Source organism: Xanthomonas sp. DAR 34887, from assembly GCF_041245805.1.
GTDB classification, from domain to species: Bacteria; Pseudomonadota; Gammaproteobacteria; order Xanthomonadales; family Xanthomonadaceae; genus Xanthomonas_A; species Xanthomonas_A tesorieronis.
Genome location: NZ_CP162490.1, coordinates 1959598 through 1973133, shown reverse-complemented (window position 1 = coordinate 1973133; position 13536 = coordinate 1959598). Strand labels below are relative to the sequence as shown.

Annotated in this window: 11 protein-coding genes; 3 read left to right on the top strand and 8 right to left on the bottom strand. The window is 69.5% G+C overall.

Going from position 1 to position 13536, the window contains the following annotated elements:
- Positions 1-46: 46 nt before the first annotated feature.
- The 5 genes from AB3X08_RS08335 to bfr form a co-directional block, all read right to left on the bottom strand.
- On the bottom strand, positions 47-688 hold the full coding sequence (locus AB3X08_RS08335; protein WP_369937549.1) for a class II aldolase/adducin family protein: 642 nt from the start codon (positions 686-688) through the stop codon (positions 47-49).
- Positions 675-2318: a xylulokinase gene (locus tag AB3X08_RS08330; RefSeq protein WP_369937548.1), complete on the bottom strand. Its 1644-nt coding sequence runs from the start codon at positions 2316-2318 to the stop codon at positions 675-677. Before AB3X08_RS08330 ends, AB3X08_RS08335 begins: the two co-directional genes overlap by 14 nt.
- Before the next feature lie 3 nt (positions 2319-2321).
- Positions 2322-3215, bottom strand: a complete 894-nt coding sequence (locus AB3X08_RS08325) for a TorF family putative porin (RefSeq protein ID WP_369937547.1) — start codon at positions 3213-3215, stop codon at positions 2322-2324.
- A gap of 106 nt (positions 3216-3321) precedes the next feature.
- Entirely contained in the window at positions 3322-3765 is a 444-nt protein-coding gene (locus AB3X08_RS08320) for a DUF2147 domain-containing protein (RefSeq protein ID WP_369937545.1), read from the bottom strand.
- 540 nt (positions 3766-4305) lie between these two features.
- Positions 4306-4797, bottom strand: coding sequence for a bacterioferritin (bfr, locus tag AB3X08_RS08315; protein ID WP_369937544.1), 492 nt, complete (start codon positions 4795-4797; stop codon positions 4306-4308).
- A gap of 217 nt (positions 4798-5014) precedes the next feature.
- Here bfr and AB3X08_RS08310 point away from each other — a divergent pair, with 217 nt between their 5' ends.
- The 3 genes from AB3X08_RS08310 (at position 5015) to AB3X08_RS08300 (ending at position 9789) form a co-directional block, all read left to right on the top strand.
- The gene (locus AB3X08_RS08310) at positions 5015-7393 is read left to right on the top strand and encodes a penicillin acylase family protein (RefSeq protein ID WP_369937542.1); all 2379 of its coding nucleotides are present in this window, start codon (positions 5015-5017) and stop codon (positions 7391-7393) included.
- Positions 7394-7500: 107 nt separating this feature from the next.
- Positions 7501-8541 carry a right-handed parallel beta-helix repeat-containing protein gene (locus tag AB3X08_RS08305; RefSeq protein ID WP_369937540.1) on the top strand — a complete coding sequence of 347 codons (1041 nt, stop codon included), beginning with the start codon at positions 7501-7503 and terminating at the stop codon, positions 8539-8541.
- 162 nt (positions 8542-8703) lie between these two features.
- Positions 8704-9789 carry a sensor domain-containing diguanylate cyclase gene (locus tag AB3X08_RS08300; protein WP_369937538.1) on the top strand — a complete coding sequence of 362 codons (1086 nt, stop codon included), beginning with the start codon at positions 8704-8706 and terminating at the stop codon, positions 9787-9789.
- A 106-nt stretch (positions 9790-9895) separates the two neighbouring features.
- Here AB3X08_RS08300 and asnB read toward each other — a convergent pair whose 3' ends face one another.
- The 3 genes from asnB to AB3X08_RS08285 all read right to left on the bottom strand — a co-directional run bounded on the left by asnB (position 9896) and on the right by AB3X08_RS08285 (position 13535).
- Complete coding sequence (asnB, locus tag AB3X08_RS08295) at positions 9896-11590, bottom strand: asparagine synthase B (RefSeq protein ID WP_369937537.1); 1695 nt, start codon at positions 11588-11590, stop codon at positions 9896-9898.
- Positions 11591-11884: 294 nt separating this feature from the next.
- Positions 11885-13012 (bottom strand): succinyl-diaminopimelate desuccinylase, encoded by a 1128-nt coding sequence (gene dapE / locus AB3X08_RS08290; RefSeq protein WP_369937536.1) that lies wholly within the window; start codon positions 13010-13012, stop codon positions 11885-11887.
- 166 nt (positions 13013-13178) lie between these two features.
- Positions 13179-13535 carry an arsenate reductase gene (locus AB3X08_RS08285; protein WP_369937535.1) on the bottom strand — a complete coding sequence of 119 codons (357 nt, stop codon included), beginning with the start codon at positions 13533-13535 and terminating at the stop codon, positions 13179-13181.
- Position 13536 lies beyond the last annotated feature (1 nt).

Genomic DNA, 13536 nt, shown 5'->3' with positions numbered 1-13536 from the left:
TGCCGGGCTCGGGGGAACGGAAACGGAAAGGACGTGCGACATGCGCTCAGGCCTCCAACGCCGCGAGGACGGCACGCAGCGGCGCGGCTAGGCCGGCGTCGTGCAGCGCGCGGCGCTCGATGCGGCGCGCCAGATGGGCACGCGCGACCTGCTCCAGCGCATCGACCGCCGCCACCGCCTGTTCCAGGCTGCGGCCGCAGCACAGCACGCCGTGGTTGCGCATCAGATAGGCGTTGCTCGAAGGGCACAGTTGCCGCGCCAGCAACCAGGCCAGCAGGCCGGTGCCGGACGGGAAATAGCCGACCAGCGGCACATGCGCACCGATCGTTGCCTGCAACGCCGGATCCTCCACCGCAAGCGCCTCGCCCAGCAATGCACAGGCGCTGGCCACCGGCTGATGGGTGTGGATGCTGCAGGCCACGTCGCCGCGGCGGCGCAACACCTGCGCATGCAGCCCGGTTTCCACCGATGGCGTGGCGGCGCCTTCCACCTGCCGCAGGTCGGCCAGGCGCACCACGCAGATGTCGTCGGCGCGCATCGCCAGATAGTCGATCGCCGAGGGCGTCACTGCGAAACGTTCGGCATCCAGGCGCAGCGCGACGTTGCCGCCGGTGCCGGCCAGATAGCCGCGCCGCGACAACGCCACGCACAGCGCGACCACGCGCGCACGTTGTTCATGGGCAAACATGCTGGGGGACCTCCGGTACGCACTCGGGCGCGGGATTCATGCGCCGGTAGATCGGCGCCAGGGTGCGCTGCAACTCGCGGAACATCGCATAGCGGTCGTCGTACAGCGCGCGCGTGGCCGCGGACGGTTCGTAAACCCGGCGCGCGCGCTGCAGCGCCGGCAGATCGGCGAAGCGCAGCCGGCTCAGGCCCACCGCGGCGATGAAGGTGGCGCCGATCGTGTTGGCCTGGATCGGGTTGTGCAGTTGCCGGATCGGCTGGCCGCTGACGTCGGCGATGATCTGGCACCACAGGTCCGACTGCGCACCGCCACCGACCGCGGCGATCACGCCGGGATCGCGGCCGAGCAGCCGTGCGAACGGCTCCATCATCCAGCGCGTGTTCAACGCCACGCCTTCCATGAAGGCGCGGATGATGTCCTCGCGGGTGTGCATCAGCGAGAGATTGACCAGCCCGGCACGCAGGCTGTGGTCCTCCACCGGAGTGCGCTCGCCGAACAGCCACGGCATGTACAACAGGCCGTTGGCGCCGGCCGGCACCCGCGCGGCGATCACGTTGAGCACCTCGTACACGTCCGGGCGTTCTTCGTCGCGGAGCAGCTCGTCGGGATGGAACAGGATGCGGTCGCGCAGGAACGACAGGTTGGCGCCGGCGGTGGACTGCAGCGCGGTGGCCAGGTAGCGCCCGCTCACCGCGCACGGCACCGCGGCGATGTTGCTGAACACGTCGGTCTTCATCCGCGGCACGTGCGCGCCCAGCCACGACGAAGTGCCCAGGTACAGATGCGATGCGTAGTCTTCGACCGCCGCGGCCACCGCCACCGCCGAGTTGTCGATGGCGCCGGCGATCACCCGGGTCTGCGGCGCCAGGCCCAACTGCGCGGCCACCTGCGGCAGCAGCGGACCCAGCACCTCGGTGGACGCCACCAGATCCGGCAGCTTGTCGCGCTCGATGCCGAGCAGGCGCAGCAGCCCGGCGTCGTAGCGGATCCGCGTCGGGTCGCGATTGTCGGTGACCCAGGTGGTGAGCAGCGAGTCCGGCGTGGCGCAGAAGCGTCCGGTCAGGCGCAGGTTGAGATAGTCCAGCGCATTGAGGAAGTTGTGCGTGCGCTGGTAGCGCTGCGGCTCATGATCGCGCAGGTAGGCGATGTGGCCGGCGCAGTCCTTGCCGCTGCGAGACGGCGCGCCGCCGCTGAGGCGCAACCAGCGCTGCAGCTTCAGCGGCGCATAGCCGCGCACGTTGAGCCAGCGCCCGCGCAGGCGCCGCGCGATCGCCGCCTGCCCGCGCATGTCCAGCCACAGCATGGCGTTGCCCAGCGCGTGGCCGTCGCGGTCCACGCACACGGTGCATTCGCCCTGGGTCGAGCAGCACAGCGCGATCACCCGCCGGCGCAGCGCCTCGCCACCCTGCAGCACCGCTGCGGCGGTGACCAGCAGCGCATTCCACCAGTCGCGCGGATCCTGCTCGGCGCAGACGCCGTGCACGTGCAGCGACACCGGTTCGAACGCCCAGGCGATCACCTGGCCGTCCAGCGTGACCAGCGCGCACTTGCAGCCGGAGGTTCCCAGATCCACCGCCAGCACCAGCGGCTGGTCGCCGCCACGGTCGGCATCGAGCAGTTCGCTGCGCATGGGTCAGAACGTGTAGCCGATCGAGGCCACCAGCGTGTCGCCGTCGGTCTTGCGGATGCGCGCGCCGTCCTGCACCCAGTACAGCTCGTGCGCGTTGACCCGGGTGCTGACCCAGTCCAGATTCCAGTCCAGGCCCCAATGCTTGTGGGTGACCCCGATCTGGTAGTCGGCGAAGCTGCCCTCGCTGAAGTTGCGCAGCTTCTGGTAGCCGGCGTGCAGCCGCAGCGTGGTCGACGGCAGCATCGCCGGCAGCAGCGGCGTCTGGTAGTTGAGATCGCCCAGCAGCGTGCCGCGCGAGTCGTGCTCGCCGCGCGCGAAGCAGCGCAGCGCCACCGTCGGGTCCGCGGCGAACTGCAGGATCTGCGCGCACACCCCGCCGGTGTCGGCGCCACGGTAGGTCTTGGAGAACACGTACAGCACACGGCCTTCGACCGCCCCGTAGCCAAGCTCGAGCACGCCGAAGTCGCTGTCGTAGTCGGTGCGGCGAAAATCCTCCGGCGTGCCGGCCTGCAGATCGATCCGGTGCGGAGCCAGGAAACTGGCGCCGGGGAAACGCTCGGTGGCCAGGCCGACGCCGGCATGCCAGGCATCGGGATTGCCGAAGCGGTAGCCGGCCGCGGCGGTGATGCCCAGCCCGTCGCCGTCGACGAACTGCTTCTTGCTGACCTTGGCCACCTCCAGCAGGGCGACGAAGCCGCTGGCGTGCACGAACTGGGCGGTCCACTTCAGCGAGGGCCGCATCAGCGAGTCGGACACGCCGCGCGTGCGCTGCTCGCTCATCAGCTTGATCTGGTTCTGGAACTCGTAGTTCACCACGCCATCGGTGTCGGCCTGCTGGGCGTCGGCCTGGGCGCAGCACGCGCCCTGCAATGCCAGTGCGCCCGCGAGGGTCGCCATGAAGCGGACTGCAGTCATCTGAATTCCCCTGGTTCGCTGAGGATCGTGGGATGCGCGGAACCGTCGCCGGGACCGCGCGTCGATGGCGCCGGCGCGCGGCGGTGAACTACTTGGCGCAGACCGGCGCGCTGGGCAGCGCCTGCACGCGGGTGAAGCGCTCGGTCTCGCCGAGCACCTCCACGCCGATGAAGGCGCGCAGGTCCAGCGCCTTGCCGCTGGCGCGCAGCGTGGCCTTGTAGCGCTTGCCGCTGCGCGGATCGAAGGCCCAGCCGTCGCGCCAGGTATCGCCGTCCTCGCGCGCCAGGCGCGCGATCTGTACGCCACAGGTATCGGCGGCGGTGCCGGCGTCCTTGTCCCACACGATGCGTCCGCACAGCGCCGTCGCCGCGTCGGCGCAGGGCCCGAACTCCACGACCGCATCTTTGGCCGCGGTCAGCCACAGCCCCTGCGCCGGTGCCGTCGCGGCGAACGCGGCGGCCGGTGCCGACAACCACGCCGCCACGGCCACGCACGCCGCGCCATACCGCTTCACACCCAGACTCGCCTGCATCGAACGCCCCTCGCCATCGCGCAATTAAGTAGTGAAAACTACCGTATAGCGATAACTACCGTTTTGCAAGCGCCGCCCGCGCAACACCCGGCACGGACCTCGCGCCTTTCGCAACCAATTGGAAATAAAAGGAATTTCGCGATGGTATGCATGCCACCGACGACTGCGTTTTGCGGCATTGCAACAGTGTTTGGCGGGCGCGACGACGTCATGCATCGGCGAATGCCCGAGCACGGGACAGCGCCCAGCCGCTGGCGCAGCGGACAGGCGGGAGTCGCTATCGGTAAAAGAACCTCGCCCGCTTCGGGCGCAGGCGCAGGCGATCAGAGGCGACGCAGACTGGGCTTCAACTGCGCCCGATGCATGGCGGACGCTGCCCGCAGACGCGAGCCAAGACATGCACCTGGATGAAAGGTCATCGCAACGCCAGCGGCCCGAGGCGGGCGGCAGCGGAAATGGGGCCGACCTGTTGCCTGCCACCGACGCGCGGCCGGCACTGGCGCGGCCGCCGTGGCGGAGATGCCTCCCCGCTCACCATCATCAGGCGTCCTTGCCGGACACGTGCCCGTCGATCCTCGAGGTCTGGTACAGCGCCATGCCAAGACGCTTGATCAGGCCCAGTTGCTGCTCCAGCCACCAGGCATGGTCTTCCTCGGTGTCCTGCAGCTGCTTGAGCAGCACGTCGCGGCTGACGTAGTCGCCGTGCTCCTCGCACAGCTTCATGCCGGCAGCCAGATTGGCGCGCACTTCGTACTCGACCTTCAGGTCCTTCTCCAGCATCTCCTCGACCGTGCGCCCGGGCTCGAACGCATGCGGACGCATGTCCGGGTCGCCTTCCAGGAACAGGATGCGCCGCAGCAGCGCGTCGGCGTGCTCGGTCTCCTCTTCCATCTCGTGGTTGATGCGCGCGTACAGCGCCTGCAGGCCCTGATCCTCGTAGCGCCGCGAGTGGATGAAATACTGATCGCGTGCGGCGAGTTCGCCGCGCAACAGGTCTTTCAGGCATTGCACAACTTCAGGATGTCCCTTCATGGGGCAGGCTCCGTAACGTCTAAGGCCGCCATAGTGCCCGAGCCGCGCGCGCCGCGTTCCAATCGGAATCATTAGCATCCCGATTCCACCGCCGGCGCAGGCATCCGTGTGCGAACGACACCGATCCTGGCACAACCTCGCGCAACGGCCAGCCGCCGTTGCAAGAACGACACGCAGTCGCGTCTAGAATCGGGCCTGGGCCAGCGGAGATGCTTGGATGCGGAGTAAGTGGAAAAGGGGACTGCTGTGGCTGGCGGGGTTGGCGATCGGCCTGACGCTGGCGACATGGCTACTGCTGCGCGGCAGCCTGGCCACGCTCGACGGCCAGGTCGACCTGGACGGGCTGACGGCGCCGGTGCAGATCCAGCGCGACGCACGGGGCACGGTGACCATCGATGCCGGCAACGAGGTCGACGCGATGCGCGCGCTCGGCTACGTGCATGCGCAGGAACGCTACTTCCAGATGGACCTGATGCGCCGCGCCGCGGCCGGCGAACTGTCGGACCTGGTCGGCAACGCCACGCTCGGGGTGGACAAGCACCGCCGCATGCATCGCCTGCGCGCGCACGCCGCCGCGCAACTGGCCAGCTTCGGCGGCGGCCATGCTGCGGCGCTGCAGGCCTATAGCGCCGGCGTCAATCGCGGCCTGCACGCGCTGCGGGTGCGGCCGTGGCCCTACCTGCTGCTGGTCAAGACGCCGCGCGACTGGCAACCGGTGGATTCGGTGCTGGCCGGCGACGCGATGTACTTCGATCTGCAAGGCCGCCAGCTCGGCCGCGAACTGTCGCTGTATCGCCTGCAACAGCACTTGCCGGCGCCGCTGTTCGCCCTGCTGCGCCACGACGGCAGCAGTTGGGACGCGGCGCTGGACGCCCCGGCGCGCGGCGACGCCACCCTGCCCGACGCCAGCCAGGTCGACCTGCGTACCCTGCCCGATGCCCCGCGCGACGCCAGCACCGCGGACCATGCCGCACCGGGCAGCAACAACTGGGCCATCGCCGGCAGCCGCAGCGTCGACGGTCGCGCCATCGTCGCCAACGACATGCATCTGCAGCTGGGTGCGCCCAGCCTGTGGTTCCGCGTGCGCCTGCGTTACGCCGACGCGCAGGCGCCGGGCGGCCGTGTCGACGTCACCGGCTTTTCGCTGCCGGGCCTGCCGGCGGTGATCGTCGGCAGCAACGGCCACGTCGCCTGGGGCTTCACCAACAGCTATACCGACACCAGCGACTGGTACCGGTTGACGCCGTGCGCGGCCACGCCGCAGCCCGGCTGCACCGCGGTCGTCCACCACCGCGAAAAAATCGAGGTGGCCGGCGGCCTGGACGTGACCCTGGACGTGGAAGACACCGCCTACGGCCCGATCCTGCACCACGAGCCGGACGGCACCGCGCTGGCGCAGCGCTGGGCGGCGCAGCTGCCCGGCGCGCTGAACCTGGGCCTGGCCGACCTGGCCCGCGCCGACTCCCTCGCCAGCGCCTTCGCCAGCGCGCAGCATATCGCCACGCCTGCGCAGAACATGCTGCTGGCCGACAGTGCCGGGCATATCGGCTGGCACGTGCTCGGCGCGCTGCCGCTGCGCGGCGCCAATTGTCCCAGCGACGCCCTGGTCCACGACGTCAGCGCGGCGGTACCGGCGGCGCAGCGCTGCGCGCCCTGGCCGGTGTCCACGGCGCATTCGCCGCAGCGCATCGATCCTGCCGACGGGCAATTGTGGACCGCCAATGCGCGCGTGGTCGGCGGCGACGAGTTGGCGGTGCTCGGCGATGGCGGCTACGCACTGGGCGCGCGCGCGCAACAGATCCGCGACGACCTGCGCCTGCATCCGCAACTGGACGAGCGCCAACTGCTGTCCATCCAGCTCGACGACCGCGCGCTGCTGTTGCAACGCTGGTGGACCTTGCTGCAGCAACGCGACGGCGGCGCCGCCACGCCGGCGCTGCATGCGCTGGCCCAGGCCAGCAAGCATTGGGAGGGCCGCGCCAGCACCGATTCGGTGAGTTACCGGCTGGTGCGCGCCTGGCGCCTGGCGCTGCTGACCCGGATCCGCGACGGCCTGATCGCCCCCGCCCGCGCCGAACTGGGCGCCGACTACGCGATGCCGCCGCTGCCGCAGCTGGAAGCGGTGGCCTGGCCGATGCTGCAGCAACAACCGCCGCATCTGCTGCCGCGCCGCTATGGCAGCTGGCAGGCCTTGCTGGAGGACGCCGCCGCCGAGGTCCGCGACCAGCCCGAGCAGGATGCGCCGTTGCCGCAGCGCCGCTGGGGCGAACAGAACACCGCCGCGATCTGTCATCCGCTGGCGCGATCGCTGCCGGGAGTGCTGCGGCGCTGGTTGTGCATGCCGGCCGAGCCCTTGCCCGGCGACAACGACATGCCGCGGGTGCAGCGTCCGAACTTCGGCGCTTCCGAGCGCATGGTGGTCGCGCCCGGCCACGAGGCCGACGGCATCGCGCAGATGCCCGGCGGCCAGAGCGAAAATCCGCTGTCGCCGTTCTGGGGCGCCGGCCACGAGGACTGGGTGCAAGGCCGCGCATCGCCCTTCCTGCCCGGCCCGGCCCGCTACACGCTGACATTAAGGCCGGCTGCGCGACAATGAGGCACTCGTCGCGCCGATGCGCACCACGCGGTCCCACCTGCCGCTGCGACCAGCGCGGTGCCTGCGGCCTGGCGCCTCCTCCTCCCCCAAAGCGGAGCCTGTATCCGATGAATTCCCGTCCCCTGCTCGCCCTGTTGTTGCCGCTCGCCGCCTGCCTGTCGAGCGGCTGCGCCACGGCGGCCGCCCCTGCGGCCGCCGCCACCGACTGCAGCGTGCGCGCCGAGCCGGGCGACGACCTGCAGGCCGCGGTGGACCGTGTGCCCAACGACGGCAAGCCGGCCACGGTGTGCCTGACCGCCGGCGATTTCCACGTCACCAAGCTGCTGTCGATCCAGCGCGACGGCCTGCGCCTGCGCGGCCAGGGCGACGCCACCGTGCTGCGCATGCAGGACGGGGTGCAGCAACCGGTCATCGTGGTCGGCGACTACCAGAACGAACGCCCGCAGCGGCCGATCCGCGACGTCGTCGTCGAGCAGTTGCAGATCGTCGGCGGCAGCGCCGAGAAGGAATTCATGCCCGAGCGCCCGTACCTGAGCAACAGCCTGGTGGTGGTGCGCGCCGGCCAGAACATCCGCCTGTCCGGGCTGCGCGTGAGCAAGTGCCGCAGCGCCTGCCTGCTCAGCGAGTACGACAGCCGCGACCTGCTGATCGAGCGCAACGACGTGTCCGGCGCGATCTGGGACGGCGTGTCGTTCAACCGCACCGCCAAGGTCAAGCTGATCGACAACTACATCCACGACAACGTCGCCGCCGGCATCACCACCGAGCACCTGGAAGACAGCGAGATCCGCGACAACCGCCTGGAGCGCAACGGCAGCCAGGGCGTGTACCTGGCCGATGCGCGGCGCAACCTGTTCGTCGGCAACCAGTTCATCGGCAACAAGGGCGCCGGCATCTACCTGGCCTGCTCGATCCGCCAGCGCACCCCGGAGATCCTGTGCTGGGACAACAGCATGAGCCAGGACAACACCTTCGAAAACAATACCTTCAAGGGCAATCCCTACACCTACACGATCGGCGTGGACCGCGCCGCCAACTGCAGCGGTCCGGACTTCCGCCAGAACCTGTGGCGCAAGAACAACCAGGCCGACGCCTCCGGCGTGGACATCCAGCCGGAGCGCTACGGGCGCTGCATGCGCTTCGAATAGCTGCGCACGCGACCGCCGCGCGGCATCGGCCCAAGGCGCGGCGGCGCTCAAGCGCGCTTTCCTCATGCCGATAACCAGGGATCGATCCTGGGCAATCGAGACACCGCAGTGTGGGCGTTGCGCACGCCAAGACCCGGCAGCCACAGGTCTTGAAGGGCATACATGACGTATCAGACCCACATTCGCCAGGTACTGGCGCCTTCGATCATGGCGGTGCAGTGGCTGACCATCGCTGTCTGGCTGGCCACCCTGCTGCTCAATCCCCACCTGCAGCGGCCGCTGGATCTTGCCTATGCTCTGGCGTTCGCCGCGCTGCTCGGTACGACGGCGGGTTCGGCGCTGTCCAGGCGGTTCTGGCAGTGGCGCCTGAGCGGTGCGCTGTACGTGCTGGCGCTGGCCGCCGCCTATCGGCTGGAACTGCACGGCATGGGCTGGCACGGCGAGTTCTGGCTGCTGCCGGTATCGGTCACCCTATGCCTGGGCGTCAACCTGCTGTTCCTGTTCTCGCGCGACTATCTGCTGGTGCTGGCCTGCACCTGGTCGATCATGCTGATCGCGCAGCCGGCGCCGGTACCGGCCAGGTCCGACCTGCCGCTGCTCGCGCTGCTGGTCGCGGCGGTGTCGTTGATCGGCTTCGCCCTCAATCGCGTGTTCGTGCGCAGCATGCGCAGCACCTTCGCGCTGCAGGAGGATTACCGGCGCATCTCCGAAACCGATGCGCTGACCGGGCTGGCCAACCGCCGCGCGTTGACCGGGCAGCTGCAGGACTTCGCCGCCGCACGCGGCGAGCGCGCGCTGCATTTCGCGATGCTGGACGTCGACGACTTCAAGCAAGTCAACGACACCCACGGCCACGATGTCGGCGACGCGGTGCTGCTGGCGCTGGCCGCGGAGCTGGCGCGCCTGGGCGACGGGTGCAGGGTCGGCCGGCTGGGCGGCGAGGAGTTCGGCATCCTGTTCCAGGGCATGCGCGATGCGCAGGTCGGCGACCTGCTGCAGCGCTTGCTGGAACGCGTCTGCAGGCTGCGGGTGGGCGACGTGGCGTTCGCGTTCAGCGCCGGGGCGGCGCGGCTGCACCCCGGCGACACGGTGCCGGACCTGCTCAAGCGCGCGGACCGCGCGCTGTACGCGGCCAAGCGCGAAGGCAAGGGCCGCATTCGTATCGAAACCGGCACCGGCGCGGCGCCCGCAAACCGCGGCAACGGCGACGATCACCCGCCGCCACCGCCGCCGCAGCCATCGGAGTGAGCCACGGCAGTGGCGCAGGCGGCGGCGACGCAATCGTCGCCATCGCCTCGCCGGCTAACGGACCGCTGCCGCACGGCGCCGGCGCGTTGCCGGCGCCGTGCGCGGGTTACGCCCCCAGCGCCTGCGCGTGCACCCCGGCCACCGCGCGCCCCGACGGATCGGCGGCGTTGGCGAAGCTCGCATCCCAGGCGATCGCCGCCGGCGAGGAGCAGGCGATCGACTTGCCGCCGGGCACGGTCTCGGCTGCGGCCGGCGTGGGGAACGCGCGCTCGAACAGCGTGCGGTAGTAATAGGCTTCCTTGGTCTGCGGCGGGTTGACCGGGAAGCGCTTGTCGGCCGCGGCCAGCTCGCGGTCGCTGACCTGCGCCTCGGCATGCGCCTTGAGCCCGTCGATCCAGCCATAGCCGACGCCGTCGCTGAACTGCTCCTTCTGCCGCCACAGGATCGAATCGGGCAGATAACCTTCGAAGGCCTCGCGCAGCACGCCTTTTTCCATGCGGATCGCGCCGCTGCTGGTCCTGTCGATCATCTTGTACTGCGCGTCCATGCGCATCGCCACGTCCAGGAACTCCACGTCCAGGAACGGCACCCGCGGCTCCACGCCCCAGGCCATCATCGACTTGTTGGCGCGCAGGCAGTCGTAGTTGTACAGCGCGTCGAGCTTGCGGATCAGCTCCTCGTGGAACTCGCGCGCGTTCGGCGCCTTGTGGAAGTACAGATAGCCGCCGAAGATCTCGTCGCTGCCCTCGCCGGACAGCACCATCTTCACTCCCATCGCCTTGATTCGCCGCGCCAGCAGGAACATCGGCGTGGACGCGCGAATGGTGGTGACGTCGTAGGTCTCGATGTGCCGGATCACTTCCGGCAGCGCGTCCAGGCCTTCCTCGAAGGTGTATTCGAAGCCGTGGTGCACGGTGCCCAGCGCCTCGCCGGCGATCGCCGCGGCGGCCAGATCGGGCGAGCCCTTCAGGCCGATCGCGAACGAATGCAGGCGCGGCCACCAGGCTTCGGCCTCGTCGTTGTCCTCGATGCGCTTGCGCGCGAAACGCGCCGCTACCGCCGCGACCAGCGACGAATCCAGGCCGCCGGACAGCAGCACGCCGTACGGCACGTCGGTCATCAGCTGGCGGTGCACGGCGCGTTCGAACGCCTCGCGCAGTTCCTGCTTGCCCACCTGCACGCCCTGCACCGCGGCGTAGTCGCGCCACGGCTTGCGGTAGTACTGCTGCACTTGGCCGCTGGCGCTGTCGTAGTAATGGCCGGGCGGGAACTGGGCGACATCGGCGCAGCTGTCGGCTAGCGACTTCATCTCCGAGGCCACGCGCAGCCGGCCCTGGCTGTCGTGGCCCCAGTACAGCGGGCACACGCCCATCGGATCGCGCGCGATCAGCACGCGCCCGGCAGCCTTGTCCCACAGCGCGAAGGCGAAGATGCCGTTGAGCCGGTTCAGCAGCTCAGCCGGCGTGGTTTCGCGATACAGCGCATTGATCACCTCGCAGTCCGAGCCGGTCTGGAACGCGTAGGGCCGGGTCAGCTGCTTTTTCAGTTCGCGGTGGTTGTAGATCTCGCCGTTGACCGCCAGCGCCAGTTGCCCGTCTTCGGACAGCAGCGGCTGCGAGCCGCCGGCCGGATCGACGATGGCCAGGCGCTCGTGCACCAGGATCGCGCCGTCGTCGACATACACGCCGCTCCAGTCCGGACCGCGGTGGCGCTGCCGCTGCGAGCAGTCCAGCGCCTGCCGCCGCAGCGCCTGCAGGTCGTCGCCCGGTTGCAGGCCGAAGATGCCGAAGATCGAACACATGGAAAAGCTCCTGGATGGTGTGTGGGGTAGCAGGTCGTTGCGGTGTGGTGTGCAGCGCAGGCCGGCCGGCACCGCGATGCGGGAAAAACGACACACATAAAAAAACCCGCATCGGCCGATGCGGGTTTTCTGGATACTGGGCGTGGTGTTTCGGTAGCGCCTATTCGCAGACCCGCATTGGCCGCGCACGATTATTCGCCAGCGCATTATTGCGGCCGTTGGCGTGGATCGGGCGGAGGGCGGACAGCAAGGTCATGCGGCGACCGTAACCCGGCTGGCGCAGCGGCGCAACTGTTACGGCAGCAACCGTTCGATCAGGCGCAGGTACAGCGCGGGCAATGCCTCCAGGTCGGCCACGCGCACATGTTCGTCCACCTGGTGAATGCTGGCGTTGACCGGTCCGACTTCGATGCATTGCGCGCCCAGCGGCGCGATGAAGCGCGCATCGGAGGTGCCGCCGCCGGTGCTCTCTTCCGGCGCCGCGCCGGCGACCTCGCCCAACACCTCGCGCGCGACGCTGCGCAGGCGCCCTTCCGGGGTGTAGAACGGCTCGCCGCTGCGATGCCAGCGCAGCGTGTAATCCAGGCCGTGGCGATCGAACAGCGCGGCGATCTCCGCTTCCAGCCGCGGCGCGTCCCAATGTGGGTTGTAGCGCAGGTTGAAGGCCACCTGCAGCTCGCCGGGGATCACGTTGTTGGCGCCGGTACCGGCATGCACGTTGGAGATCTGCAGGCTGGTCGGCGGGAAACTCTCGTAGCCGTCGTCCCAATGCCGCGCGACCAGTTCCGCCAGCGCCGGCGCGGCCAGGTGGATCGGGTTGCGCGCCTTGTGCGGATACGCCACGTGGCCCTGCACGCCACGCACCGCGAGCGTGGCCGACAGGCTGCCGCGGCGGCCGACCCGCAGCAGGTCGCCGAGGCGTTCGGTGGAGGACGGTTCGCCGGTGATGCACCAGTCGATGCGCTCGCCGCGCGCGCGGAAGGTCTCGGCGACCTTGCGCACGCCATCCAGCGCGTCGCCCTCTTCGTCGGAGGTCAGCAGCACCGCCAGCGTGCCGGGATGCCGCGGATGCGCGGCAACGAACTGTTCGGCGGCGACCACGAACGCGGCCACCCCACTCTTCATGTCGGCGGCGCCGCGTCCGTACAGCACGCCGTCGCGGATCTGCGGCACGAACGGATCGCTGGTCCAGGCCTCGCGCGGCCCCGGCGGCACCACGTCGGTATGGCCGAGCAGCGCCAGCACCGGCCCGCCACTGCCGTGCGTGGCCCACAGATTGTCGACCTGGCCGAAACGCAGCCGCTCGATGGCGAAGCCGGCACGCGCCAGCCGCTGCGCGATCAGCTCCTGGCAACCGGCGTCGTCGGGCGTGACCGACGGGCGGGCGATCAGGTCGCAGGTGAGGTCAACGACGTCGGACATGGCGGGAAATCACTGTAGGGGCGGCTTCAGCCGCGACAGACACTAAGGGTGCCAGACATGCCGGCAACTGCGCTTGACCCGGGTTCCGGTGCAACCCCGGGCGCTACGGTCGCGGCTGAAGCCGCTCCTACAGGGAGCGAGGAGCAGCGGCACCACCGACCTTGCTTCAGCCCACGCCGAAACGTTGCTTGAAGCCGTTGTCCGAGAATCCCTGGCTGAACTGGCCGTCGTCGGTGACCAGCAGCGGACGACGGATCAGTTGCGGGTATTCGCGCAGCAGCAGTTTCCATTCGGCCTCGGACCCCGGCGTTTTCTTGTTGTCCGGCAATTGCCGCCAGGTGGTCGAGGATTTGTTGACCAGCGCATCGAAGCCGCCGGCCTTGCCGGCCCACGCGACCAGGGTCTCCGGACTCGGCTTGTGTTCGCGATAGTCGACGAAGGTGTAGGCCACGCCGAAGCGGTCCAGCCACTTCGTCGCCTTCTTGCAGGTGTCGCAGTTCTTCAATCCGTACAGCGTGGTCATG

Excerpts from the sequence above, each read along its gene's own strand:
- AB3X08_RS08335 (WP_369937549.1), bottom strand. The coding sequence starts at position 688 with ATGTTTGCCCATGAACAACGTGCGCGCGTGGTCGCGCTGTGCGTGGCG.
- AB3X08_RS08330 (WP_369937548.1), bottom strand. The coding sequence starts at position 2,318 with ATGCGCAGCGAACTGCTCGATGCCGACCGTGGCGGCGACCAGCCGCTG.
- AB3X08_RS08325 (WP_369937547.1), bottom strand. The coding sequence starts at position 3,215 with ATGGCGACCCTCGCGGGCGCACTGGCATTGCAGGGCGCGTGCTGCGCC.
- AB3X08_RS08320 (WP_369937545.1), bottom strand. The coding sequence starts at position 3,765 with ATGCAGGCGAGTCTGGGTGTGAAGCGGTATGGCGCGGCGTGCGTGGCC.
- bfr (WP_369937544.1), bottom strand. The coding sequence starts at position 4,797 with ATGAAGGGACATCCTGAAGTTGTGCAATGCCTGAAAGACCTGTTGCGC.
- AB3X08_RS08310 (WP_369937542.1), top strand. The coding sequence starts at position 5,015 with ATGCGGAGTAAGTGGAAAAGGGGACTGCTGTGGCTGGCGGGGTTGGCG.
- AB3X08_RS08305 (WP_369937540.1), top strand. The coding sequence starts at position 7,501 with ATGAATTCCCGTCCCCTGCTCGCCCTGTTGTTGCCGCTCGCCGCCTGC.
- AB3X08_RS08300 (WP_369937538.1), top strand. The coding sequence starts at position 8,704 with ATGACGTATCAGACCCACATTCGCCAGGTACTGGCGCCTTCGATCATG.
- asnB (WP_369937537.1), bottom strand. The coding sequence starts at position 11,590 with ATGTGTTCGATCTTCGGCATCTTCGGCCTGCAACCGGGCGACGACCTG.
- dapE (WP_369937536.1), bottom strand. The coding sequence starts at position 13,012 with ATGTCCGACGTCGTTGACCTCACCTGCGACCTGATCGCCCGCCCGTCG.
- AB3X08_RS08285 (WP_369937535.1), bottom strand. The coding sequence starts at position 13,535 with ATGACCACGCTGTACGGATTGAAGAACTGCGACACCTGCAAGAAGGCG.